The sequence below is a fragment of the Streptomyces sp. NPDC051987 genome, from assembly GCF_040680735.1.
GTDB lineage: Bacteria > Actinomycetota > Actinomycetes > Streptomycetales > Streptomycetaceae > Streptomyces.
Genome location: NZ_JBFAXI010000011.1, coordinates 1 through 23,535 on the forward strand (window position 1 = coordinate 1; position 23,535 = coordinate 23,535).

Genomic DNA, 23,535 nt, shown 5'->3' on the forward strand with positions numbered 1-23,535 from the left:
GGCCGGTCGTCAGGTGGGGCCGGTCGTCAGGTGACCGGCCCCGGTTCAGGCGCCAAGGGAGCCGATGTGCTTGTACGCCGCCGACCCCCTGGAGCTGGGGTGTGACGCGGACGGAATGGGTGAGCTTCAACACATCGGGGGTCTTTGGCGTATACAGGCAATCCCCACCGGCGCTGTTGCGTATCGCGCACTGTTCCCGCAGTACAAGCACGTGTCACCAACGACATGACGTCCCGTCATACAGCGCTCAGGGAAAGAGAGAAGGGCTGGTCAACTACTTCCGCGTAGCGGAGAGCGGCTGTCGATGTGAACCTCAGCTGTCACTCCAGCCTCTACTGTGTTGCCAGACCCGTCCCGGGCCTCTCCCCCACTCAGCGGGCGGGACTCCCGTCTGCCACCACTCAGAACAGGCAGCCGCGGGTATGAAGCCACTGCGCCCAGAAGATCCCCAACGCCTGGGCCCCTACCGCCTCGTGGCCCGGCTGGGAGCAGGCGGAATGGGACGGGTGTATCTGGCCACCTCACCAGCAGGTCAGACCGTCGCGGTCAAGGTCATCCGCCCGGAGATGGCCGAGGACAAGAACTTCCGCATCCGCTTCCGGCGCGAAGTGGCGGCCGCTGCGGCCGTCGGCGGCACCTACACCGCATCCGTTGTCGACGCCGCTCCGGACGCGGAGACCCCGTGGCTCGCCACCACCTACATACCCGGCCCCACCTTGGCCGAGTCGATCGCCGAACACGGGCCGCTGCCGGTGGAGTCGGTTCTGGCCCTCGGCGCGGGCATGGCTGAGGCGCTCATCGCGGTGCACGCCCAGGGACTGGTGCACCGCGACCTCAAACCCTCCAACGTGCTGCTCGCCGCCGACGGACCACGCGTCATCGACTTCGGCATCGTCCGCGCCCGCGACGGCTATCAACTCACCGCCACCGGGGGCGTGTTCGGCTCCCTTGAATACATGTGCCCGGAACAGGCCACCGGCGATCCGATGGGGGCGGAGGGGGACGTGTTCTGTCTCGGCTCGGTGCTGGTGTTCGCCGCCTGCGGGCGCCCACCCTTCAGCGGCGCCGCGGCAGCGACTCTCCTCTACCAGGTGGTCCACGGGTGGCCCGACCTGACGGGAGTGCCCGAGCCGCTCGACAAGATCATCGGTCTCTGTCTGGTCAAAGACCCCACCTTGCGCATCAGCCCCGAGCGGCTGTCCGCGGCGTGCGCCCCGGGCGGCGTCGAACAACTGCTGACCGCGGCCTGGCTGCCCGCTCCGGTGGCGGCGACCGTCGCCCGCTATCAGGCCGCCGTCATGGATCTCGTGCCGCGACCCGCCGCAGCCCTGCCGTTCGCTGCCGACACGGACACGGACACGGAGACGGACACCGACATCGCCACCGAGAGCGAGGACGGGTCGAGCGGCACCCACCTACTCGAAGACGACTCCGACAGCAGCGGCAGCGGCAGCGGCAGCGGCAGCGGGGAAGCGTGCGACAGTGCAGGGTCCGCCCTCTCCGTCGCGCCCCGGGCCGATGCGAACTTCCTCGGCGCCCCGGCACCGGAGAGGTCCCCCACCTCGGAGTCGACAGGCCGAGAGACGGCGTCTTCGCGTGTGCACCGTCGCTCCCCCGCGTACTCCGGTCCCTCCCGACGCTCCGTCCTCGCCGCCGGCACGGGGCTGGCGGTGGTCGGCGGTGCCGCCGCACTCGTCGCCGTACGAAGGAAGCCCCGCGCCCGCCCCACGACGTCCACCGCCTCGGCGCCCGAACCCAACTGGGTATACCGCAGCGCCCCGTTGCTGCAGACCCCGGCGGTCTTCAACGACGGCACCGCCCTGCTCAAGGCTCGTCCGGGCACGATGATCTGCCTCGGCCTCGCCGACGGCTCCCGTCCTCAGTGGATCTACGAGGGCATCAGCCTCTCCCCCACTCCCGTCCTGCTGACCGACGGCGCGGCCGTCGCGCTCGGTACGGGCGCCACGGTGATCGGCGTCGATCCGGGCAGCGGGGCCGAGCGGTTCACCCTCGACTTCGGCACCGGCTTCCAGTTCACCCAACTGCTGGGCGCCTACGACGGCTTCGCCGTCTCCGTGCTCGGCGCTCGGTTGGAGCGCCAGTCGTCGGAACAGGGCGTCGCAACATCCACCGACGCGATCTTCGGCGTCGATCTCCGGGCCCGCCGAGCCGAGGTCATCCCGGTCAGCCCGGAAGACGTCGGGATACCCCTGCAACCGGTCGTCACGTCCGAGTACTTCGTCTACGCCGACGGCCTGCGCAACGTCTCCGTCCGCAGCATCCACGACGCCGGCTCCCTGCGGTGGAGACACCCGGTCGGCTACGACCTCCGGCCAGGTCTCGCCGTACTCGGTCAGACCGTTTTCGCCATCGGCTCCGAACTCATCGCCCTGGATCTCGGCACCGGCACGCTCCGCTGGCGGGCCAAGCCGGAACACGGCCTGTTCGCATCCCTCGGAGCGGGCGGCGACACCGTCTACGCGGTCGGCAACGACCCGTACGGCATCTACGCCTTCAACGCGGCGAACGGCGCACGGCGCTGGTTCTGCGCAACGCCCCAGCTCGACGGCGACCGTCCCATCACCGTCGGACCGCACGCCGTCTACGCCGCCGCCCTCCAGAACAAGGACGGCTTCTTCGCCATCGACGCCGCCACCGGCCGCCTGCGCTGGAACTTCACGGACGGCCGGGACACCGGCCTCAACGGCTGGCAGATCTCCTGCGACCCCGCCGGACATCTGGTGGCCCACCACTACGACCGGGTCTACGGGTTGCCGAGCATCTGATGCGCGGCGTGTCTTCGTGGGGGAACGCCGGCTGCCGGTCCGGCAGGGAGAAGCGGACGGCAGCGTCGTCACACACAGCGGCTTGCCCGGCTCGGCCCTGGGTACCCCCATAGCCGGTTCGAGCCGGACATGAACTCCCCCATCGCCCTTCGCCGCCGCGGCGGCCATGGTGCCGGGCCTCCGCACCGCGTCCGGTCTGCAGGCTCCCGCATCGCTCGCGGAGGGGATGGCCGGAGCGGCAGCCTGCACCGTGCGCAGGCCACCCGCGTCCGCGGGCGGCCCGGCAGGGTCCTCGGTCTGACGGGCTACGCCGTGCGGCCGCCAGGATCGGCGGTGGCCTGGCTCTGGGCACGGTCCGGTGCGGGTACGGCCGGGGCACCGTCGCCGTGTGCCGTCGCCGTACGGGGCTGCGGGCGTAGCAGGATCAGGACGATCAGACCGCCGAGCGTCGCCGCGGTCGCCGCCAGCAGGAACACCCGGTCCAGGCCTGCCGCGAAGGCCTGGTGCACCAGATGGCGTGCCGCGTCACGGTGTGCGGGCGGTGCCGCCTGGACCAGGCGCTGCGCCTGGCCGCCGGCCAGCGCGGAGGCGGCCCGGTCGGTGTCCGGCACCGTGCCGGGACCGGCCAGTACCGCGGCCGTCCGGCTGGTGAAGACCGCGCCGAAGACGGCGATGGCCAACGTCATGCCGAGTTGGCGGAACGTGTTGACCGCCCCGCCGGCCACACCCGCCTGACGTGGGGGCACGGCGGAGGTGGCGGCCGACACCAGTACCGGTGTGGCAAGGCCGACACCCACACCGCTGACCACGAGGCCCCACATGAGCGCGGCTCGTCCCGCGTCGGCCGTCATCCCCGCGCGCAGCAGCAGCATGCCCGCCGCGACGAGCAGCAGCCCCACGCCGATCGGAAGGCGCGGGGCGAGTCGCTGGATGTGGCGGCCGGCCACGGCGGACACCAGGAACGACGCCCCCGCCAAGGGGGTCAGCGCGAGGCCGGCCGCGACCGGGCTGAGGTCGAGGACGGACTGCAGCCACAGGGAGACCAGGACGAGCCAGCCGAACGCACCGGCCTGCAGCAGCAGCGCACCGCTCATCAGGCCCGCGAAGGACGGGCGGCGCAGCAGCGCGGGATCCAGCATCGGGGCGCCGCCGTGCCGCGCCGTGCGGTGCTCGATCACCACGAAGGCGGCGAGAGCGAGAGCGGCGACGGCGAAGGCCGCCACTATCCCGGACGAGGTCCAGCCCGCGTCCGTGCCGCGGATGAGCCCGTAGGTGAGCGCGCCCGCGACGGTGGTGAAGGCCGCCGCGCCGGGGACGTCGACACGCCCCGGTGTACCGGTGCCGGACGCCTTGCCGGTGCCGGACGCCTTGCGGGTGCGGGGCCGGTCCGGGCCCACCGCACGCAGCGTCAGGGCGATGGCCACGGCGGCGATCGGCAGGTTGACGAAGAAGATCGCGGGCCAGCCGATGTGTTCGGTGAGCAGGCCGCCGAGCAGGGGGCCCGCTGCCGCGGCGGCTCCGTTGACCGCGCCCCACACGCCGAAGGCCGTGCCCCGGTCCTTGCCCTGGTAGGTGGTGATCAGGAGAGCGGGCGAGGTGGCGAACATGGCCGCGCCGCCCACGCCCTGCACCACACGGGCGCCGATCAGCACCCCGGCGTCGGGGGCCAGGCCGCACACGAGGGAGGACAGGGCGAACAGGACCAGACCGTAGACGTAGAACCGCCGGTGGCCGAACCGGTCCGCCAGGGAACCGGAGGCCAGCAGCAGGGCCGCGAGGGCCAGGGCGTAGCCGTCGATCACCCACTGAAGCGAGGTGAAGGAGGCCTGGAGGCCGTCGGCGATGCTGGGCAGTGCCACGTTCACGATGGTCACGTCCACCAGCAGGATGAAGGCGCCCAGGCAGACCGCCGTCAGGGGCCACCACTTGCGCATGTCGGGTCTCCGTTCGGAGTGCGGGATTCGGAATTCGGAGTGCGAGAGTCGGCGTGCGGGATTCGTCGTGCGGGAGTGAGTTCGGACCAGACGTGCTGTCCGGCACCGAGCGTTGGCGACGTTCAGGTGTATCTGTTAGCCAGAGCCCGCTCTCTGCGCGGATCCGACAGGATGGAGTGCTGTGAAGACGTATCTCGACATCCCTCGCCGCGCCGACCGCACTCTGTCGGAGGAGGAGGTGGCGCTCGCGCAGGCCCTTCAGATCAACGGACGGGCCTCGTTCCGGGAGATCGCCGACGTCCTCGGCGTCTCCGACCAGACCGCCGCGCGCCGTTGGGCACGGCTGCGGTCCTCCGGGAGGATCCGGGTCCTGGGGCTGACCGACCCCCAGCGGATGGGGGACTCCGGCTGGCTCGTACGCGTACGCTGCACGCCCGACGCGGCCTCTTCCGTCGGGGAGGCGCTGGCGCGGCGTACGGACACCACCTGGGTCCATCTCAGCTCCGGCGGCACCGAGATCAACTGTCTGGTGCGGACCCGCGGATGGGGTCTGGACGACTCACCGCTCCTGCAGAAACTGCCGCGCACGCCCCAGGTGGTGGACGTGTCGGCGCACTGCCTGCTGCACGTCTTCTTCGGCCGGGACCTGAGCCCGATCAACAAGCGCGGACCGCTGACGGCCGCACAGATCGAGGCACTCACCCCACGGGTGACGCCGGAACCGGCGCGGGACGACACGCCTCCGGTGACGCTGGACGACAGCGACCGGCACCTGCTCGACCTGCTGGCCCGGGACGGCAGGGCGGCAGCCGGAGACCTTGCCGCTGCGACGGGTCTGTCCCCGTCGACGGTGCGCCGCCGCATCGCCGAACTCACCGCGTCCGGCGTTCTGTACTTCGACGTCGACCCCCCGGATGTCCTGCGGGAGAACTTCCGGGCCGCCCTGTGGCTGGAGATCGACCCGGCCCACCTCGCCACCGCGGGAGCCGCGCTGGCCGCACACCCCGAGGTGGCCTTTGCCGGCGCCGTGACCGGTACGACGAACCTCTACGCCAGCGTCGACGTCCCGACCGCGCACCTCTTCTACCGCTACCTCACGGAGTCGGTGGCGGCCCTGCCCGGCCTGCGCCACACCGCGACCACCCCCATCCAGCGCACCATGAAGGGCGCGGGCCCCTACCTCCCGGCAGGAACGCCCGCTGCGTGACCCGCAGGCGCGCCGAGAGAGGTCCATCGGCGACTCCGCGCAGGCGAGCGGCCGGGCCGGCGTGACCGCGGCTGCCCTCAGGGCCGGCACTGGGCTCGGGCGGCCCTGACCGCCGCGTCCCGGGACAGCAGAGCCGGGCAGGAGGTGATGAGATCCCGCAGCGCGACGGTCGCCGCCTCGATGACCTCCGCCGGCGCCTGTTCGAAGAGGGCCTCGTGCTCGGTCGAGGTGGCCAGGACCGCACTCTCGGCGAGTGCGACGCCGTCCGGTGTCAGCTTGAGCCAGGTGCTGCGGGCGTCGGCCGGGTCGTCCTCCCGCTCGACGGCGCCGCGGGCCACCAGGCGGTGGGTGACGTTGGTGGTGCCCCCGGTGGAGAGCATCAGGGAGCGCGCCAGCTGATTCGGCTTCAGTCGATACGGCTCACCGGCCCTGCGCAGGGCCACGATGACGTCGAACTCGGCCACCGTGAGCCCGAGTTCGCCCAGTTCGCGCCGGGTACCGCGCTCCAGGGCCGCGGCGAGGAACATGATCCGCCTGCTCAGCTCGGAAGAGGCGACGATGACCTCGGGCAGTTCCGCACGCCAGGTCTGCAGCACTGCGTCCACGGGATCTGAGGGAGCTGTCACGCCGTACACCATAGGTCACTAGATGGATAGCTTCATGGAAAGCTTTATTGGGCCGGCCGCCGCCGGTGCAGGGGCCGCGGCGTTGGCTGTAGCCGTCCCCGGTCAGGTCCAGCGCGTTGACACGGTGATCGCGGCGCCGGCCTCCGAAGGCCGGAGTTCGGCCGGCACGCCCTGCAGTTCGGCATCCACGTCGATGTCCTGTCCGTCCCCCGTCGGCGGTCCGACGACTCCTCTCGGCGCCGTGACGCCCCGGCTCAGAACCCGGGGAAGACGCGTCGCAGGTCGTCCAGGGTCACCGCGTCCCCGGTGAGGGTCACGCTCGTCGGTGTGTACGCGGGCGCGTGACGGCCTGTCGTGAGGCGCAGCCACCACTCGGCGGGCGCGCTCAGCACCGCGTCGGGCCGGGCCGGCTCGTCGCCGAGCGCGACCGCCTCACCGACGACGAGTCCGAAGGACCTCTCGGGCGCCGTGGTACGGATCGCGAGGTGGACCGGACGGCCGTCCAGGGCGTCAGCCCTGGCGATGCGTCCGAGGAGCAGACCGGACTGGTCGAGCAGCGGACCGGTCGCGTCCGGCGCGAGGGCGGCCGCCGGATCGAAGGCGACCTCGACGTCCCAGGTGTGGAAGGTGAACTCGCTCAGCCGCAGGCCCGCCAAGGTGGGCACGTCCACGGGCATCGGCAGGAAGCCGAGGTCGATCCGCAGATCCTCACGGGTCTGCGCATCGAGGCCTTCGTAGCGGGAGACCAGCGCCTCGTCTGCGGCGACGAAGCCCTCGGCCCGCTCCTTCGGGGACATGGCGTCCCAGCGCGCCCAGACGGACTTGTTGAAGTCCCCGTCCTTGGGGCCGGTGCCGTCCAGCGCTCCTTCGAGAGCGGCCAGGCCGATCTCCGCGCCGCTGCCCAGGTGGCTGAGCACCTGCGACACGTCCCATTCCGCCGCCCCCGACTGCCGGCCGAGGTCGGCGGCGTCCAGGCCGCGCACCAGCGAGGTGAGGTGGTCGTGTCCGCTGCGCAGGGCGGCGATGATCCGGTCGGCGCGTTCGCTCATGAGCGTCTCCAAGGTGGTGGGCAGGCAGCCCGGCGGCGATGGCGTGTCCAGCGCATCCAGACAGCTTTTCGTAAAGCTATACGGGAAGTGGTTGGGGTGCAATCAAGGTACGAGCCGGGTGCAACCAAGGAGGCGTGATGACTCGGCCGCCGCCGGCAGCAGGGTGCCAAGGCATGGCCGGCGCTCGGCGGAGCCGTGAAAGCTGGGGGGTGCGCGCGCCGAGTCCGCCCGCTCCCCGAGGAGCCGCGTGGCTCGATCAGGGATTCCTTGTGCAGTGATGCCCGGCACCGGGCAAGTCGTCCACACGGCGGCCGGGCACCCGCGACGTGCTACGCCACCTGCAGCTGCGCCCCCTGCGCAGGCCGTGTGCCGTGTCAGCCCAGGTTTCCCAGTCGGGCGTCGCGCCACAGATCCACCCCGCCGTCAGTGGCGTCGAGGTGGTGGAGGGCGGCGACGTTCTGCTCCAACTGCTCGGTGCTGGACGCGCCGATGACGAGGGAGGTGACCCGCGGGTCGCGCAGGGCCCAGGCCAGGGCCATCTGGGCCAGGGTCTGGCCGCGGCGGGCGGCGATGGCGTTGAGGGCGTTGAGGCGGTCGCGCATGTCGTCGGTCAGACCCCGGCGCCCGGACCGGCTTCAGGCCGCCCCCGCACGCCACTTGGGCGGCGTACCGGGTGGCGGTGGTCGGCGTGCCGGCCGCCACCATGGCGAGCCTCGTCGCGGGGACACCGCTGCCGAACCACCCCGGGCCTGCGCGGACCCCGTCCGCATGGCTCGACCGCCCCTGACTGAGGTCGCCCGGCGGGGTGACCGACCTGCCGGGCAGCGTCACGGTAGGCAGGGACCGCCGTCACCCTCAATGGACATGTTCGTTGGACGAACAAGCCGCCTCCGGCAGACCCGAGGCACCACCTGGCCGAGTACGGTGACGTCGATGACCGACGTGGAGATCGAGATCACCGCAGACCTGGTCCGCGAGTTGCTGCGGGAGCAGCATCCGGACCTGGCAGGACTGGCCCTGCGCGAAGTAGCGGGCGGCTGGGGCAACCAGATGTGGCGTCTCGGGGAGAAGTTGGCCGTGCGCATGCCGCGCCGGGAAGGCGCCCAGGATCTGCTGCGCAAGGAGTGCCGGTGGTTGCCTGCCCTGGCCCCGCGTCTTCCGCTTCCGGTTCCGACTCCGGTGCGGATCGGCGAACCGTCCGCGCGCTTTCCGAGGTCCTGGAGCGTCATGACGTGGGTGCACGGCGAGCCGCTGGACGTCAGCTCGATCAGCCGCGGCGTCCACGCGGCCGACGCCCTGGCGGGCTTCCTCCGCGCGCTCCATGTCGAGGCGCCCGCCGAGGCGCCCACCATGTGGGACCGCGGCGCTCACCCCAGGGAGTGCACGGACGGCTTCGAGGGGTTCTTGCAGGGCATCGCCCCCGGCGGCATCGCCGCCGATGTCCGGGCCGTCCGGGAGGTCTGGGACGATGCCGTCTCGGCCCCCGAGTGGGACGGCCCGCCGGTATGGCTGCACGGTGACCTCCACCCCGCGAATGTCGTCGTCTCGGACGGGACGCTTGCGGGTGTGATCGATTTCGACGCCATGTTCGCCGACGATCCGGCGTGGGACCTGGCGGCCGCGTGGTTGCTGCTTCCCGAGGGCGCGGGTGCACGGTTCTTCGAGGGGTACGCGCATGCGGACGAGGCGACGGTCCGGCGGGCCCGCGGACTGGCCGCCATGAAGAGCCTCTTCCTCATCCTCATGGGCCAGGCGGGAGACCGGGGCCTTCCGGGCGGCAAGCCTGCCTGGGGTCCCGCGGGCCGGGCAGCGCTCGGCCGTGTGCTGGCAGCGTGATGTCGCTGTCTCGCGGGCCGGGGAAGGCAGCGGTCAGTCGGTGACCGCCGGGTGCTGGAACCGGCCCGGACATGCGGTCAGTTCCCGTCCGTCGGGCAGGACGACGGTGGCGGTGCAGGTGGGCGGTACGTCGACCGTGAGGTGCAGCGTGTCGCCCTCGGTGCGTCAGTCGACGGCGATGGTGCCGCGCGGGCTGTCGAAGGCGCCGCGGGCCCAGCCGATCGACGGGCGGTTCGGCCGCGGGCCCGCCGTGTCGACGGCCGCACTGCCCGCATCGAGTGGGACGCCACGACCTGGGCCGCAGGCGCGGCCGCCTCATCTCCCTGCCAGCTGCAGGAGCAGCGACTTCACCTCGGCGGCCGCGTAAGCCTCCTGCTTCAGCTCCGGTTCCGAGCAGAGGAGTACGGGGGCGTGGTCGGGGTTCGTCGGCAGGAGCCCGTGGCTTCCGCTGACGCCCGAGGGGTCCAGCGGTACCGTGCGGATCCGGTAGCGGAAGCCGGCCTTCTTGCGCAGCACGGAGCCGACGGCACGCAGTTTCACCGCGGGGACCGTGTCGTCGTAGAGCAGCTCGGCCGGGTCGTAGCCGGGTTTGCGGTGGATCTCGACCTGGCGGGCGAAGTCCGGGGCGCGGGCGTCGTCGAGCCAGTAGTAGTACGTGAACCAGGCGTCGGGGTCGGCGAGTGCGACGAGGTCGCCGGAACGCTCGTGGTCGAGGCCGTGGGCTGCCTTGCCGTCGGCGTCCAGCAGGTGCTCGACGCCGTCGAGTTCGCCGAGGAGCTTGGCGACGGCGGCGGTGTCGGCGCGGTCCTTCACGTACACGTGGGCGATCTGGTGGTCGGCGACGGCGAAGGCGCGGGAGGTCCAGGGGTCGAGGTACTCCATGCCGTCCTGGGTGTGCACGTGCAGCAGGCCGGCTCGGCGCAGGGCGCGGTTGACGTCGACGGGGCGGGAGGCGGGGGCGATGCCGTACTCGCTGAGCGCGACGACGGTGGCGCCGGCGCGCTGGAAGTGGTCGATCAGCGGGCCGAGCGCGGCGTCCAGTTGGCGGGCGGCGCGGAGGGTCTCGGGTGAGTCGGGGCCGCTGCGCTGGGGTTCGTAGTCGAGGTGGGGGACGTAGACGAGGGTGAGGTCGGGATGCTTCTCGTCGAAGATCTGGCGGGCGGCGCCGAGGATCCACTGGGTCGACGGCAGCCCGGCGTTCGGGCCCCAGTAGGTGAAGAGGGGGAACGGGCCCAGGCGGTCGGTGAGTTCGTCGTGCAGTGTGGGCGGCCAGGTGTAGCAGTCGGGCTCCTTCGCCCCGTCCGAGTAGTAGATGGGGCGCGGGGTGACGGTCCAGTCGACGTCCGCGCCCATGGCGTACCACCAGCAGACGTTGGCGACGGTGTATCCGGGGTCGGTCCTGCGCGCCGTCTCCCAGAGCTTCTCGCCGCCGACGAGTGCGTTGTGCTGCCGCCACAGCATCACCTCGCCGAGGTCGCGGAAGTACCAGCCGTTGCCCACCACGCCGTGCACCGAGGGGAGTTCGCCGGTGAGCAGGGTGGACTGGACGGTGCAGGTGACTGCGGGAAGCACGGTGTCGAGTCGGGCCCGGGAGCCTCGTTCGCCGAGCGCGGCGACGGACGGCATGTGCCGGAGCAGATGTGGGGTGAGACCCACGATGTCGAGGACGACGAGGCGTTTCACGAGTGGTCCTCCTTGAGACCGAGTCCGGTCAACCGCTCGCGTGCCCAGGCGAGTTCGGTGGCGATGCCGCCGGTGAGGTCGGCGGGGGGTTCGGGGAGGACGGACCATGTGTAGGTCTCGACCTCGATGTGGTCGCAGCGGGCGGTGAGTCCGCCCAGCAGTCCGGTGAGCACGTCGGTGAGATGGCCGGCGGTGGTGCGCAGCGGCGGTTCGGGGTCGGCGTGCAGCGGTGCGTGGAAGTGGGTACGCCAGGGGCCGGAGCCGGTGGGCAGCCCGCCGTCCAGGGCGTCACCCAGGTCGTCCACGCCGAGCACCGCACCCAGGTGGGTGGTGCGCGTCTGGTGCAGGAAGCGGGGTTCGGCGAGTCTGCGCAGAGCCTTGCGGGCCACGGGGTCCGCCGGGTCGGCCGCCTCGACGGCGCAGGATGCCTGGAGCTTCACCACGGGGAGGCCGGCGGCGGACAGCCGGTCGAGCGCGGCCCTCGGGTCCTCGAACTGCACGGCGAGGTGACAGGCGTCCAGGCAGACTCCGAGCCGCTCCGGGTCGAGCCCGCCCAGCTCCCGTACCGCCTGTGCGGTGGTTTCCACGACGCAGCCGGGCTCGGGCTCGAAGCCGACCCTGATACGGCGGCCGGTGTCGGACTCGATGGCGGCGAGCCCGTCGGCCAGCAGGTCCAGGGCGCGTCGGGCGGTGTCGGCGCGCTCTCTCGGCCAGGGCTCTCGCCAGGCCAGGGGCAGTGTGGACACGCTGCCCCGCTCGGCGTCCTGGGGCAGCAGTCCCGCGAGCACGCGGGCGCAGTCGAGGGTGTGCCGCAGCCGGGTCTCGTCGGCCCAGTCGGGGAGGTAGACGTCCTTCTTGACGACGTCGTCGTGGAAGCCGGCGTAGGGAAAGGCGTTGAGGGTGACGGTCTCCAGGCCACGGAGGTGCAGCTCGCGCTTGAGCCGCTCCACCGTCGCGTCGTCCGTGCTGAGCCGGGTGACGACGTCCCGGGCCAGCCACAGCCCGATGCCGAGCAGGTCGACGCCGAGACGCTCGCGCACCGGCTCCGCGTACTCGGCGAGTTGGGAGATGACGCCCTCCAGGTCTTCGGCCTGGTGGACGTTGCTGCAGTAGCCGAGGTGGACGGTGGTGCCGTCCGGGTGGCGCAGGCGCACGGTCACTCTCCCCCACGGCGGATGGAGTTGCCGCGGAACGTCGAGCCGTCGTCCGGTTTGGGTTCTTCGAGGTCGAGGCGGCCGCTCTGCCCGTAGAAGGTGACGGGGTTGCGCCACATGACCTGGTCGACGGTGTCGTCGCCGAAGCCGGCGGCCAGCATCGCGTCGGCGGTCTTCCGGGTCTTGAGCGGATCCGAACTTCCCCAGTCGGCGGCGGAGTTGACCAGAACTCTTGCGGTGCCGTGCTTCTTGAGGATCTCGACCATGCGGTCCTCGCTCATCTTGGTCTTCGGATAGATCGAGAACCCGGCCCAGCAGCCGCTGTCGAGAGCCATGCGGACGGTGAGTTCGTTGAGGTGGTCGAGGAGGACGAGGCCGGGGTCGATGCCCGACTCCCGTACGACGTCGAGCGTCCGCTTCGTGCCGGCCGCCTTGTCGCGGTGCGGGGTGTGGACCAGGGCGGGCAGGCCGTGGTCGAGGGCGAGCTGCAGCTGCCGGGCGAGCGCCTCGTCCTCCTCGGGAGTCATGGAGTCGTAGCCGATCTCTCCGACGGCCACGACCCGGTCCTTGGCGAGGTAGCGGTCGAGCTGGTCCAGCACCGGTGTGCAGCGCGGGTCGTTGGCCTCTTTGGGGTTGAGCGCGATCGTGCAGAAGTGCTGGATGCCGAACTGGGCGGCACGGTAGGGCTCCCAGCCGAGCAGCGTGTCGAAGTAGTCGTAGAAGCTCTCCGGGGAGGTACGGGGCTGGCCCAGCCAGAAGGCGGGTTCGACGACGGCGCGCACCCCGGCGGCGTGCATGGCCTCGTAGTCGTCGGTGGTGCGGGACGTCATGTGGATGTGCGGGTCGAAGATGCGCATGGTCAGACTCCTTCCTGGGACGGTGTGCCTGCCGGGCCCTCGCCGAGCGCGGTCAGGGCGCGGGCGACGGCTTCGGGGCGGGTGGGTGCCAGTAAGCGGGCCTGGGTGGCGAGGGTGTCCGCGAGGTCGGGGAAGCGGCGGACGAGGGGCCAGACGTCCGTGGGGACGGTGCGTCCGGCGGCGATGCGTTCATGAGCGAAGTCCGCGAGCATGCGCGCGAGTTCGTGGTCGGCGCGGGCGTCGATGCCGGTCACCCGGTCGAGCGGTAGGCCGAGGAAGACGCACTTGAGGACGGCCTGGCGGTACTCGGATTGCGGGAGGCTGACGGCGGCGTAGGGGCCGAGGGCGGCCTCGATGACGCGGGGGTCGTTGGCGCGCAGGGCCTCGCGGACCAGGGACAGGGCGAGGTCGCCGTGGGAGCCGTCCGCGGCGAGGCCGTCGAGGAGAGGCAACGCGCGCAGCACCGCGCGCTGTTCGGCGGGGTCGCCGTGCCGGTACAGGCCGGCCACCTCGTCGGCGAGGGCCGTGCCCCGCAGGGGCAGGGCCCTGATCAGGATGACCCGGACGGCCTCGTCCGTGCTCCAGTGCTCGTCCAGCGGCGCCCGACCGCAGTGTCGTCGAGCCGCGGGTAACAGGGTCCGGATGGCGGTGGGTTCCACGGCGACGCGCGCCACGGCTTCGTCGAGCCACGCTCGTGCTGCCGGGGTCAGGACGTCGAGGGAGAGGCGGGGGTCTGGGGGTACCGGGGGCAGCGGTGGTGCGGAAGGCATGAGGGACCGAGCCTCCTGTGGGGTCTGAGGAGTGGAGTGCCGAACGGGAGCGCTACGCCGCCGCGGTGCGCAGGAAGTCGAGACAGCGCCGGGCGACTTCGGGGGCGTCCAGGGCACCGCCCTGGATCTCCACCGAGACCAGCCCGCGATGCCCGAGGGCACGCAGTTCCGCGAGGACGGGCGGGAAGTCGATCTCACCGGAGCCGAGTTCGAGATGTTCGTGGACACCGCGCCGCATGTCCTCGATCTGCACGTTCAGCAGCCGCGGCGCGGCCTGCCGTACGCATTCCAGCACGGGCCGCTCCTCCGTGCAGTGGGCGTGCCCGACATCCAGGGTGATCCCGAACAGCTCGTGCCCGCCGAGCAGTTCGGCGAGACGCAGGCAGCGCTCCACGGAGTCGACGAACATGTACGGTTCCGGCTCGAAGGCCAGCGCCACTCCGTGCTGCTCGGCCGTCTCGAGCACCGGCCCGAGCCCGTGGGCCAGTTGCTTGAAGGCGTCCGCTTCGGACCACCCGTCCGGCGCGGGGCCGCTGCACAGGTGCACCGTGGGCGAGCCGAGGTCGGCGGCGATGCGAACCGCCCGGCGCAGCAGGTCCGTTCTTCGCCCGTGCTCGTCCGCCATCAGTGTGGGGAGGTGCTTGCCGGTGGGGTGGAGCAGATACGGCGCGCCGGTCTCGACGGTCACGGCGAGGTCGTACCGGTCCAGCGCCCGGGCGAGGCCGGCGACGCGGCGGGGCAGGTCGTCGGCGTACGGGTCGAGGTGGATGTGGTCCAGGGTGAGGGCGACGCCGTCGTAACCGAGGTCGGCGAGGATGCCGAGCACGGCGTCGAGCCGGTGGTGGGTGAAGCCGTTGGTGCCGTAGCCGAACTTGAGGGGGGTGGAGGGTAATTCCATGAGGTGGTTCCTCACACAGCGTTCAGGTGGGGGATATACGGCGGGTGAGCCGTCGCGCGAGGGGGTGGGCGGCACCGAGGGCGGTGGCCGCGGCCGGTGACCCGGCCCGTGCGGTGAGCGCCGCCTGCAGGGGCATGAGGGCGAGGATCCCGGCCCCCACGGCGCGCCGCACGTTCTCACCGGAGGGCTTGGACACGGCCTTCACCTGGGCGGCGCCGTAGGTGCCGAGGTAGGCGAGGGCGGCGCCGGCCGTGGCGAGTGCGGTGTACCGACCGGCGCCGACGAAGCCGGGACGTGCGGGAGTCGGAGGTGGTACGTCGCCGACGGCGGGCGTGGAGACGGACGTCGAGCGCTGTGTCGGTTGCCCGGTGCCCACGGGCCTGGGACGCCGCAGGACGGCCGCCACGGCCGGGGCCGCGGCCGCCAGGGCGGTGGCGGTGGAGGCCGCGAGGGTCATGGCGGGCAGCCGGGCCGAAGCGCCCTGGACCTCGTGCCGGCTCAACTCGGTGAGGGTGTAGGTGTGCGCGCCGATCAGCGCGGCCGGAACCGCTCCTCTCAGGAGTGCCGTGCCGGTCCTCTCGCCCCGGCTCGCCACCAGTGCGCCCGCGAGGACGTCCAGCGCACGTGCGCCCGCCATGGCGGCCGGGCCCGCCGGGGTGGCCTTCAGCCCGAGGTCGTACGCCCAGACAGCGCCCGCCAGGGCACCCGCCCCGACGAGGCCGCGGCGTCCGCCCGCCACGGCGGCCAGGCCCAGGCCCGCTGCGGTCAGGCCGCCGGCGACGGCGAGGGCGGTACGTCGGGGCACGCGGCCCGACGGCACGGGCCGTTCGGGGCGCTCGACGGCGTCGACGGTGGCGTCGGCGTAGTCGTTCAGGGCCATGCCCGCCCAGTAGAGGCAGACGGACGATCCCATGATGCCGAAGGTCCGGATGTTCGCGGGGGTTCCTGCGGCGGCCGCTCCTGCGAGCACATCTCCGGGGACGCTCAGCGCGGCTGGGGCCCGGACGAGAAGCGCGAGGTCGGCGAGGCGCCTCCGTTCTGTCATGACCGCACACTAGTCCAAATTTGGAACTCATACGTGTGCCACACCTCGTCGACCGACGTGACAAAGAAGACACAGGAAGCACTTCCCAAATCTTCAACTCTGTGACTACTAAGGCGAGTTGACGGCGCGATCCCTGGCTGCCCCCGCACACCTGACTCACGTGACCGTGACCTTGATCGCGCGCCAGCGGTGGCACCGCCGGGAAGCGGCTCGTGTTCCTGGCCGGACCCCGCCTCACCCGCCCCCGTGCCGACCACCTGCCCGCGGCCGGCGTGTCGATCCGTGACCGTGTCCTCACGGGAGCCTTCTCCGCGCAGCCCCGCCCCGACCTGTGAGACGCCTTGACTCACAACCCATCTATAAGACATGCTGTCTCACAGATTCGACGCAGGAATCCCGAGGAGGGACACCATGTCCATGAGCGAGAACGCCGTCGTCCTTCGCTTCGCCGACCGCTCCGCCGCCTACCGGGCACTCAGCGACCTCAAGCACCTCATGTCCACCATGGTCGAGGTCCGCGGCGCCGTTCTCCTCGAACGCCTGGAGGACGGCACGGTGCGCATCCCGGAGGGCCTGGAGACCGAGGCCGGACGCAACACGGCCGTCGGCGGACTGGTGGGTTCGCTCGTCGGTATCCTCGGCGGCCCCCTCGGCGTCCTGACAGGCTGGGGCATCGGCGCGGTGATCGGCAGCGGCTACGACTACAAGCGGGCCGAGGAGGCCACCGGCACCGTCGCCATCGTCACCGCGCACATGCCGCCCGGGGGCACCGCGATCCTCGCGGAGGTCCGCGAGGCCGACCCCCAGCCCCTGGACCTGCTGGCCATGCGCTACGACGCCGTCCTGGAACGCCGCCCGTCGGACACGGTCCGCTCCGAACTCAAGGCCATGGAGAAGGCCGCCGAACAGCTCAAGAAGGACGAGGCGAAGGAGAGGCGCGACCGCAAGCGCGCCGAGGCCGAGAAGAAGATCAAGGACGGGGCCGCGCAGCTGAAGCAGAAGATCGCCAGGTAGCCGGCCACGACCGCGGGGTGACAGCCTCCCGGCCCCGCACGGCGGGGGTGAGCCGGTTCGGCCCGCCCCCGCCGGAGTCACGGTCCTGCCGACGCCGCCGCCTCGGTGCCCCGATCCGGGTGGCTCGGCCGCCGGTCGGGAGCCGGTCCCGGCCGGGATCACTGGGCGACGGTGAAGCGGGTCCGGTGGTGGGCCGGCTTGTCGATCTCGTCGACGAGGGCGATGGCGTAGTCGGCACCGGAGATGAAGGACTTGCCGTCGGCGTCGGAGAGGAGCACGTCGTCGCCGAGGCGGAAGGTGCCGGTGCGCTCGCCGGGGGCCCAGGAACCGAACCCGGCGGCGAGGCCCGCGAACTCGGCACCCCGCACGAGATCGCCGGCACGGTGCCGCGCCTGCGCCGGCGGGCCCTGGAGCGCTCCGGACCCGTCGACGGCGAACTTCTCGCCGTGGCCCTGCTGGAGGAGGCCGCCGGCATCTGGCTCCGCCCGTGACCGGCCGGACGAGGCGTGGTGCGTCCGCTGTCGTGCCGGTCAGCGGTCCGTGGGCACGGCGTGGTCCTGGGCCGGGTCCAGGCCTGCCATCAGTTCCGCGAAGGCCTGCGCGGCCCCGGGGGCGGTGAAGAGGCGGTCGAGGCGGGCGCGGGCCATATGACGCAGGAAGGGTCCGGAGTGGGTGTCGTCGCCGGCGTCGTGGACGGTCCGGGTGAGCCAGTGGGAGAACTCCTGGTCGCTCCAGACGCGCCGCAGGCAGCGTGCCGAGTAGGTGCGCAGGGCCGTGTCGTCCTGCTCTCGGACGTGGTCACGGACGGCGCGGGCGAAGACGTCGGCGTCGTGCAGGGCGAGGTTCATGCCCTTGCCGCCCATCGGGGACAGGATGTGGGCGGCGTCGCCGACCAGGAACAACCGGCCGTACTGCATGGGGTCGTGGACGAGGCTGCGCAGCGGGAAGGTCTCGCGGTCGGTGATGGGGCCCGCGGTCAGCGCGGGGTCGCCGAGTCTCGTGCGCAGCGCGTCCCAGACCCGGTCGTCGGGCCAGGCGTCGGGACGGTCGCCGGGCGGGCACTGCAGGTAGTAGCGGCTGCTGTGCGGGCCGCGGGGGAAGTGCGCGGCGAAGCCCTGCGGGCTGACGGCGAGCAGCGGGTGGGCGGGGGGCGGGGCGTCGGCGAGGACGGTGAGCCAGCCGATGCCGTGGTCGAAGGCGTGGGCGGTGAGGACGCCGTCGGGAACGGCGGAGCGGGCGACGCCGTGATCGCCGTCGCAGCCGGCGACGAAGGCGCAGGAGATGGCGTGCCGGGTGCCGTCGGCGGAGCGGTAGCGGACGGTGGGGCGGTCGCCGGTCAGGTCGTGCAGGGAGACGTCGGCCGCCTCGTAGCGCAGGTCGCCGCCGTCGGCGAGATGGGCGGCGGTGAGCTTCTCGACCAGGACCTGCTGGGGACACAGCCGCGCCCCGGAGCCCGCGGAGCCGTCGCTGTCGTCGACGAGGTGGCTCTCGCCGTCCACCCGGAACTCCAGGATGCCGTCGTGCGGTGGGCCGGCCAGCACCAGGTCGGCCAGCCCCCAGGCCTCGAACATCCGCACCGCGCGGCTTTCCACGATGCCCGCGCGCTGTCGCTTCGTCACGTACTCGCGGCTGCGGCGCTCCAGGACGACGCAGTCGATGCCGCATCTGCGCAGCAGGTTCGCGACGGTCAGCCCGGCCGGGCCCGCGCCGATGACCACGACCGTCGTGGACTCCCCCGCCACCTCCACGTCCCGTTCGTCCACCGTCACTCGGCACCTCCTGGAGCAGCCTAGCCGAGCGCGGACGAAGGTGCGGCGGCACGCAGCGGGCACGAGCGGCGGGCCGGAAACGGGGCTCGGCCGCCCCGAGCGGGACGGCCGAGCCGTGATGCGCCGGGGGGTGGTGAGGCGTCACGGCTTCACGCGGACGATCTGCGGGTCGTGGTCGCTGGTCTGCGCGGCGAACTCGCTGTTGGTGTGCACCGCGTCGTACTCGGCGTGGCGGCTCAGCGACGGGCTGGTCACTGGTAGTCGTTCAGGTCGCCCAGGACAATCAGGTCGGCCTTCGGGTCCGCCTTCTCCAGTGCTGCGAGGAAGTCCCGCTCCCCCGGCTGGAAACGGCTGTCGATCGACTGGTCGCCGCCCTTGCTGTGGGTCGCAGCAGGCGGGAGATGAACTCTGGGACACGAACGGAGGTCCGGGATTCCGGCTGGCGTATGCGAGGCCGACGGCGCTGCGGGGGTGCCGTCGAGGCCGCCGGCACTCCCGCCGCCGCCTCAGCCCGGCAGCCTCCAGTTCTGGGCCGCCGTACCGTTGCAGGTGTACAGCTGGAGCTGGGTGCCGTTCGCCGTCGAGGAGTTGGGGTCGTCCAGGCACAGCTTCGACTCGGGGTTGACCAGCGACCCGGCCGCTCCGGCGGTCCACTGCTGGGCGCCGGTGCCGTTGCAGGTCCACAGCTGGATCAGCGTGCCGTTGGTGGTCCCGCTGTGATCGGCGTCCAGGCACTTGCCGAGGGCCCGGATCGTCCCGTCGCCGGCGACGATCCAGTCCTGGGCGTAGGTGTCGTCGCAGCCCCAGATCTGGACGTGGGTGCCGTCGGAGGTACCGGAGGACGCGTCGTCCACGCAGAGGCCGGAGCCCACCGCGGAGGCGAGGGTTCCGATCCGTGGTGAGGCCGGTGCCGTGGTGTCCCCCGCGTACGAGGGCGGGGCGGCGGAGGAGGCGGACGCCCATGACGTGTCGGCCGTGCTGCCGAGCGTGAAGTCCAGCGTGCCGCCGGCGGTGATCGCTGTGGTGGGAGCGTAGGCGTTGTTCCACGCGGCGCCGTTCCACGCCGCGGACTGGACATAGGGAGCGTTGTCGGCTGCGCCGGACCCGTTGACCGTCAGCGTCCCGCCCGAGGGAAGGGTGACCACGGCCTGGGTGAACAGCGGTGAGCCCAGGGCGAGATCGGAGGTCCCGGGCGTCTCGGGGAACATCCCGAGCGCCGACCACACGTACCAGGCGCTCATCGCGCCGAGATCGTCGTTGCCGTCGGCGAGGCCGCCCGGGGTGTTCGACCAGATCTGGTCCTGGATGGCGCGCACGGTGCCCTGCGTCTCGTAGGGCCGGCCCGTGTAGTCGTACTCCCACGGCAGTTCGATGCTGGGTTCGTTGCCGACCCAGGCGTAGCCGTCGGCGCCGGTGTAGCTGCGCAGCACGGTGTCCAGGTAGTGGTTCATCGCGGTGTTGCCGCCCTTGGCGTGCGCCAGGCCGCCGATGTCGAACGGGACCATCCCGGTGTAGATCCACGAGTCGGCCTCGACCATGTCGGTGCCACTGGTCGGGTCGAAGCCGCCGGTCCACGAGCCGCTCGCGTTGCGGGGTTCCACGAACCCGGATGCCGGGTTGATGACGTTGCGCCAGTCCTGTGCCCGGTTGGCGTACGTTTTCTGGTCCGCGGTGTCGCCGAGCGCCCCGGCCAGCGCGGAGATCGCGAAGTCGGCGGTGTCGTACTCCAGGGTGGTGGCGACCGGGCCGTAGAAGTTGCAGCAGCCGTAGCTGCCGTCGTGCGGCAGGTATCCGGGCGAGTTCAGGTAGCCGAGGCCGGGACGGTCGTTGTTGGCCGTGCTCGCCTGTCGGACCATGTCGGCCAGGGCGGTCGTGGCGTCGAAGGCCCGGGCACCGAAGGCGTAGTAGTCGGCGAGGACGGCGTCCGCCGGGTCACCGACCATGACGTACGACTCGCCGTTGTTCTCGGACCACTTGGGGAAGATTCCGGTCTGCGCGTAGTCGTCGACCATCGACTGTGCGGTGTCGGAGGCGACCTGGGGAGCGACCAGGGCTTCGAGCTGGGCCTGCGAACGGTAGATGTCCCAGCCGGAGTAGTTCGCGTACACGGCGCCGTGTCCGGCGTCCACGGTGTGCGTCTTCCCGTCGAAGCCGGCGTACTGGCCGTTGGAGTCGCTGATCACGTTCGGGTGCAGCAGCGAGTGGTAGAGCGCGGTGTAGAACGTCTGCTGCTGCGCGGCGGTCCCGCCGCCGATCCGCACCTTGCCGAGCGCGCCGTTCCACGCGTTCTGCGCCGCGGTGCGCGTCGCGTCGAAGTCCCAGCCGGGGTTCTCCGCGGCGCGGTTGGCGACCGCGTTCGCGACCGACACGTAGGAGATGCCGACCTTGGCCTGCACGACCGGGTTGACGGTGGTGTTGAAGGTGACGTAGCCGTTCGAGGCGGCGACGGCCGGGGAGGCACCGTCCTCCGGGGACCGCGAGGACCGGGTGGACGTCGAGGACCGGGTGGACCGGGTGACCGGGGCGGGTCCGTGCAGCACCGGCCTGTTCGGCTTCTCGGCGGCGTTCTTCGACGCCCCGGCGGGCGCCGGGGTGGGGGCGGCCGACGCCTTGACGGCCGAGCTGCCCTGCGCGGCGAACGGCTGGTCGAAGACCATGTCGAAGTACACGGTGTACGTGTTGGCGGCGCCGCAGAAGTGCCCGCTGGTCACCTGACCGCTCACCTCGGTGCTCGACACCTTGGTGAACTGCGTCGCGGTGGCACCGTTCTGGCTGCCCGTCAACTTGAAGATCAGGTTGGCCTGGGCGGTCGGGGGGAAGGTGAAGCGCGCCATGCCGCTGCGCGTGGTGGTGGTCAGCTCGGTGGTCACCTGGTTGGCCAGCGCGACCTTGTACGACCCGGCGGTCGCCGACTCGTTCGCGTGCGAGAACGCGTCCGTGGCGGCGGTGTTCACGGCACCCACCGTGGGCAGCACCGGTATGTCACCGGCCGCACCACAGCCGGGGCCGGCGATGTGGGTGAGGCTGAAGCCGGTGATCGAGGAGTCGTTGTACTCGTAGCCACCGCCGTCCGGACGCGAAGGGGTGTCCGGGCTCCACTGCACCATGCCGAACGGGACATCGGCCCCCGGGAAGTCGTCGGCCTGGTTCGACGTGCCGATGAGCGGGTTGACCAGAGTCGCCGGCGCGGTGACGAGTGCGGCCTTTCCGGCCGCCCACGCGGGCGTGCACAGCCCGGCCGCGGCCAGCGCCGCGGCGGCGAGAAGACCGATCGCCACGGTTCCGGGAGGTCTCGACTGACGTGTCGTCACGGGTTTTCTCCTCTCCAGGAGACGACGTGGACAACGTTGTCTACGTGGGACGGGCGCGTACGGGCGACGTACGGACCGACGGATGACCGACCGCACAGGGCGCGGCGAACCCGATCGTGACAACGTTGTCCACCATGAAGACGAGGAGCTTGGGAGGAACTGCCCGTGAAGCTAGCTACGAGGCAGGGACATGTCAACGCCGCCGGCCCGTGAACCATCCCCGACCGTCGGGAACAGGCCCGACTCGCACCTGGGGCGCGGCGGGCCCGCCGCTGTCATTCGCAGCGTGCGGTATCTCCGCCTGCGGGTGGATCAACTGCCTTGTGCTGGGGGCGCGTTGACAGTGGACGCTATCGGCGCGACGGTGAGGGCTGCTGCTGGACCCCGGAGCGGAGGTCGTCCCTTGGCCGGTTCGTCGGTACCTCGCTCGGACACCGATCTCGTCGAACGCGTGCGTGCGCTGCACCCCCTCATCCGCGCGCACGCCTTGCGTGCGGAACAGGACGGGAGGGTGACCGGGGAGGTCGTCGAGGCTCTCACGGGTGCCGGGATCCACCGCATGAACGTCCCCAGGCGTCACGGGGGTTACCAGAGCTCGCTGCGGACGCAGGTCGACGCGCTGAGCGAGGTCTCCGCCGCGTGCGGTTCGGCCGGGTTCATGGCGTTGATCCAGGCCGGATGCGCGTTCATCGCGGCACTGTTCCCGGACCAGGCCCAGGACGAGATCTTCACCCGTCCCGATGTGCGGGTGGGCGGCACGCTCATCCCGGGCTCGAAGGCCGCTGCGGTGGACGGCGGTTACCTGGTGAACGGCAACTCCCCTTTCGCGACCGGCTGTCAGGACGCCGACTGGCATCTGCTGACCGCGTCGTGCGACACCGGACAGGGGCCGCCGGAGTTGCTGTGGCTGGCGATCCCCATGAGCGATCTCAAGGTGCTTGACGACTGGAACGTCTCCGGCCTGGCCGGGAGCGGCAGCAACACCGTCGTCGCGCAGGACGTTCACGTACCCGCTCATCGTGTCCTGCCGGTCGGGCCGTTGCTGGCGGGCACGTCTCCGTCGCGGCGCGCCGGGGCCGATCCCTTCTACCGCATGCCGGTGCTGCTGCTGTTCTGCGCCTGGACGGCCGCGAACGCCCTCGGTCTGGCACGGGCGGCTCTGCAGGAGTTCAGCGAGCGCATCCATCAACGCGGGATCACCTACACCCTCTACGAACGTCAGCACGAAGCCGCGGTGACTCACCTCCAGTTCGCCGAGGCGGCGATGAAGGTCTCCTCCGCGGAACTGCTCGCCGCCGACTTCGTGGGCCTGATCGAGTCCCGGGTGACCGACGGAACGCCCTGGACCACGCGGGAGCGGGCCCGGATCAGGGCGCAGTGCGGGTATGTGGCGCGGTTGTGCAAGGAGGCCGCGGACCTGGTCGGGTCCGCGTCGGGTGCGTCGTCCCTGCGCCGCGAGGTGCCGATCCAACGGATCGTGCGGGACCTCAACGCCCTGAACCTGCACTCGTTCGTCAACCCCGCCGCCAACCTGGAGCTGTACGGAAGGGTGCTGTCAGGGCTCGACGCCGGGACCCCGTTCTTCTAGAGATCTTC

Annotated in this window: 17 protein-coding genes and 3 pseudogenes; 6 read left to right on the forward strand and 14 right to left on the reverse strand. The window is 71.7% G+C overall.

What is annotated here, in order from left to right; all coding sequences use genetic code 11:
* Window positions 1–422: 422 nt before the first annotated feature.
* Window positions 423–2,786: a protein kinase gene (locus tag AB0M11_RS08820; RefSeq protein ID WP_365702905.1), complete on the forward strand. Its 2,364-nt coding sequence runs from the start codon at window positions 423–425 to the stop codon at window positions 2,784–2,786.
* A gap of 305 nt (window positions 2,787–3,091) precedes the next feature.
* On the opposite strand, the gene AB0M11_RS08825 is transcribed toward AB0M11_RS08820, so the two are convergent.
* Window positions 3,092–4,720 carry an MFS transporter gene (locus AB0M11_RS08825; protein WP_365702907.1) on the reverse strand — a complete coding sequence of 543 codons (1,629 nt, stop codon included), beginning with the start codon at window positions 4,718–4,720 and terminating at the stop codon, window positions 3,092–3,094.
* Between the two features lie 181 nt (window positions 4,721–4,901).
* Between AB0M11_RS08825 and AB0M11_RS08830 the strand changes: the two genes are divergently transcribed.
* On the forward strand, window positions 4,902–5,927 hold the full coding sequence (locus AB0M11_RS08830) for an Lrp/AsnC family transcriptional regulator (RefSeq protein ID WP_365702909.1): 1,026 nt from the start codon (window positions 4,902–4,904) through the stop codon (window positions 5,925–5,927).
* A 77-nt stretch (window positions 5,928–6,004) separates the two neighbouring features.
* Here the strand turns inward: AB0M11_RS08830 and AB0M11_RS08835 are convergent, their stop codons facing one another.
* The 3 genes and pseudogenes from AB0M11_RS08835 to AB0M11_RS08845 all read right to left on the reverse strand — a co-directional run.
* Entirely contained in the window at window positions 6,005–6,553 is a 549-nt protein-coding gene (locus tag AB0M11_RS08835) for a MarR family transcriptional regulator (protein ID WP_365702911.1), read from the reverse strand.
* Between the two features lie 254 nt (window positions 6,554–6,807).
* Window positions 6,808–7,602 (reverse strand): maleylpyruvate isomerase family mycothiol-dependent enzyme, encoded by a 795-nt coding sequence (locus AB0M11_RS08840; RefSeq protein ID WP_365702913.1) that lies wholly within the window; start codon window positions 7,600–7,602, stop codon window positions 6,808–6,810.
* A 374-nt stretch (window positions 7,603–7,976) separates the two neighbouring features.
* A pseudogene (locus tag AB0M11_RS08845) lies at window positions 7,977–8,216 on the reverse strand (aldo/keto reductase); the annotation flags it as partial.
* Window positions 8,217–8,535: 319 nt separating this feature from the next.
* Here AB0M11_RS08845 and AB0M11_RS08850 point away from each other — a divergent pair.
* Window positions 8,536–9,438, forward strand: coding sequence for an aminoglycoside phosphotransferase family protein (locus tag AB0M11_RS08850; protein ID WP_365702915.1), 903 nt, complete (start codon window positions 8,536–8,538; stop codon window positions 9,436–9,438).
* A gap of 33 nt (window positions 9,439–9,471) precedes the next feature.
* Here the strand turns inward: AB0M11_RS08850 and AB0M11_RS08855 are convergent.
* From AB0M11_RS08855 to AB0M11_RS08885, 7 genes and pseudogenes are all read right to left on the reverse strand, one after another.
* Window positions 9,472–9,588 (reverse strand): annotated as a pseudogene (locus AB0M11_RS08855) (hypothetical protein); the annotation flags it as partial.
* Between the two features lie 165 nt (window positions 9,589–9,753).
* Window positions 9,754–11,121, reverse strand: a complete 1,368-nt coding sequence (locus AB0M11_RS08860) for a nucleotide pyrophosphatase/phosphodiesterase family protein (protein WP_365702917.1) — start codon at window positions 11,119–11,121, stop codon at window positions 9,754–9,756.
* The gene (gene eboE, locus AB0M11_RS08865) at window positions 11,118–12,275 is read right to left on the reverse strand and encodes a metabolite traffic protein EboE (protein WP_365702919.1); all 1,158 of its coding nucleotides are present in this window, start codon (window positions 12,273–12,275) and stop codon (window positions 11,118–11,120) included. The genes AB0M11_RS08860 and eboE overlap by 4 nt, the downstream gene beginning before the upstream one ends.
* Window positions 12,276–12,277: 2 nt before the next feature.
* Window positions 12,278–13,132, reverse strand: coding sequence for a TatD family hydrolase (locus tag AB0M11_RS08870; RefSeq protein ID WP_365702921.1), 855 nt, complete (start codon window positions 13,130–13,132; stop codon window positions 12,278–12,280).
* A 2-nt stretch (window positions 13,133–13,134) separates the two neighbouring features.
* Window positions 13,135–13,902, reverse strand: a complete 768-nt coding sequence (locus AB0M11_RS08875) for an EboA domain-containing protein (protein WP_365702924.1) — start codon at window positions 13,900–13,902, stop codon at window positions 13,135–13,137.
* Window positions 13,903–13,954: 52 nt separating this feature from the next.
* The gene (locus AB0M11_RS08880; RefSeq protein ID WP_365702927.1) at window positions 13,955–14,800 is read right to left on the reverse strand and encodes a sugar phosphate isomerase/epimerase family protein; all 846 of its coding nucleotides are present in this window, start codon (window positions 14,798–14,800) and stop codon (window positions 13,955–13,957) included.
* A 22-nt stretch (window positions 14,801–14,822) separates the two neighbouring features.
* The gene (locus AB0M11_RS08885) at window positions 14,823–15,845 is read right to left on the reverse strand and encodes an SCO3242 family prenyltransferase (protein ID WP_365702929.1); all 1,023 of its coding nucleotides are present in this window, start codon (window positions 15,843–15,845) and stop codon (window positions 14,823–14,825) included.
* A 212-nt stretch (window positions 15,846–16,057) separates the two neighbouring features.
* Between AB0M11_RS08885 and AB0M11_RS08890 the strand changes: the two genes are divergently transcribed.
* Together AB0M11_RS08890 and AB0M11_RS08895 are read left to right on the forward strand one after the other, a co-directional pair.
* Window positions 16,058–16,180 carry a hypothetical protein gene (locus tag AB0M11_RS08890; RefSeq protein ID WP_365702931.1) on the forward strand — a complete coding sequence of 41 codons (123 nt, stop codon included), beginning with the start codon at window positions 16,058–16,060 and terminating at the stop codon, window positions 16,178–16,180.
* A 76-nt stretch (window positions 16,181–16,256) separates the two neighbouring features.
* Window positions 16,257–16,859, forward strand: coding sequence for a hypothetical protein (locus AB0M11_RS08895; RefSeq protein WP_365702933.1), 603 nt, complete (start codon window positions 16,257–16,259; stop codon window positions 16,857–16,859).
* Window positions 16,860–17,017: 158 nt separating this feature from the next.
* Here the strand turns inward: AB0M11_RS08895 and AB0M11_RS08900 are convergent.
* The 3 genes and pseudogenes from AB0M11_RS08900 to AB0M11_RS08910 all read right to left on the reverse strand — a co-directional run.
* Window positions 17,018–17,176 (reverse strand): annotated as a pseudogene (locus AB0M11_RS08900) (NAD-dependent epimerase); the annotation flags it as partial.
* A 213-nt stretch (window positions 17,177–17,389) separates the two neighbouring features.
* On the reverse strand, window positions 17,390–18,628 hold the full coding sequence (locus AB0M11_RS08905) for a 4-hydroxybenzoate 3-monooxygenase (RefSeq protein ID WP_365702934.1): 1,239 nt from the start codon (window positions 18,626–18,628) through the stop codon (window positions 17,390–17,392).
* A 506-nt stretch (window positions 18,629–19,134) separates the two neighbouring features.
* On the reverse strand, window positions 19,135–21,939 hold the full coding sequence (locus AB0M11_RS08910; RefSeq protein ID WP_365702936.1) for a lectin: 2,805 nt from the start codon (window positions 21,937–21,939) through the stop codon (window positions 19,135–19,137).
* A gap of 451 nt (window positions 21,940–22,390) precedes the next feature.
* Here AB0M11_RS08910 and AB0M11_RS08915 point away from each other — a divergent pair, with 451 nt between their 5' ends.
* Complete coding sequence (locus AB0M11_RS08915; protein ID WP_365702938.1) at window positions 22,391–23,527, forward strand: acyl-CoA dehydrogenase family protein; 1,137 nt, start codon at window positions 22,391–22,393, stop codon at window positions 23,525–23,527.
* Window positions 23,528–23,535: the final 8 nt, after the last annotated feature.

What these genes read in the sequence shown, in the direction of transcription:
- AB0M11_RS08820 (WP_365702905.1), top strand. Translation starts at nt 423, where the DNA reads ATGAAGCCACTGCGCCCAGAAGATCCCCAACGCCTGGGCCCCTACCGC.
- AB0M11_RS08825 (WP_365702907.1), bottom strand. Translation starts at nt 4,720, where the DNA reads ATGCGCAAGTGGTGGCCCCTGACGGCGGTCTGCCTGGGCGCCTTCATC.
- AB0M11_RS08840 (WP_365702913.1), bottom strand. Translation starts at nt 7,602, where the DNA reads ATGAGCGAACGCGCCGACCGGATCATCGCCGCCCTGCGCAGCGGACAC.
- AB0M11_RS08850 (WP_365702915.1), top strand. Translation starts at nt 8,536, where the DNA reads ATGACCGACGTGGAGATCGAGATCACCGCAGACCTGGTCCGCGAGTTG.
- AB0M11_RS08870 (WP_365702921.1), bottom strand. Translation starts at nt 13,132, where the DNA reads ATGCGCATCTTCGACCCGCACATCCACATGACGTCCCGCACCACCGAC.
- AB0M11_RS08875 (WP_365702924.1), bottom strand. Translation starts at nt 13,902, where the DNA reads ATGCCTTCCGCACCACCGCTGCCCCCGGTACCCCCAGACCCCCGCCTC.
- AB0M11_RS08880 (WP_365702927.1), bottom strand. Translation starts at nt 14,800, where the DNA reads ATGGAATTACCCTCCACCCCCCTCAAGTTCGGCTACGGCACCAACGGC.
- AB0M11_RS08885 (WP_365702929.1), bottom strand. Translation starts at nt 15,845, where the DNA reads ATGACAGAACGGAGGCGCCTCGCCGACCTCGCGCTTCTCGTCCGGGCC.
- AB0M11_RS08895 (WP_365702933.1), top strand. Translation starts at nt 16,257, where the DNA reads ATGTCCATGAGCGAGAACGCCGTCGTCCTTCGCTTCGCCGACCGCTCC.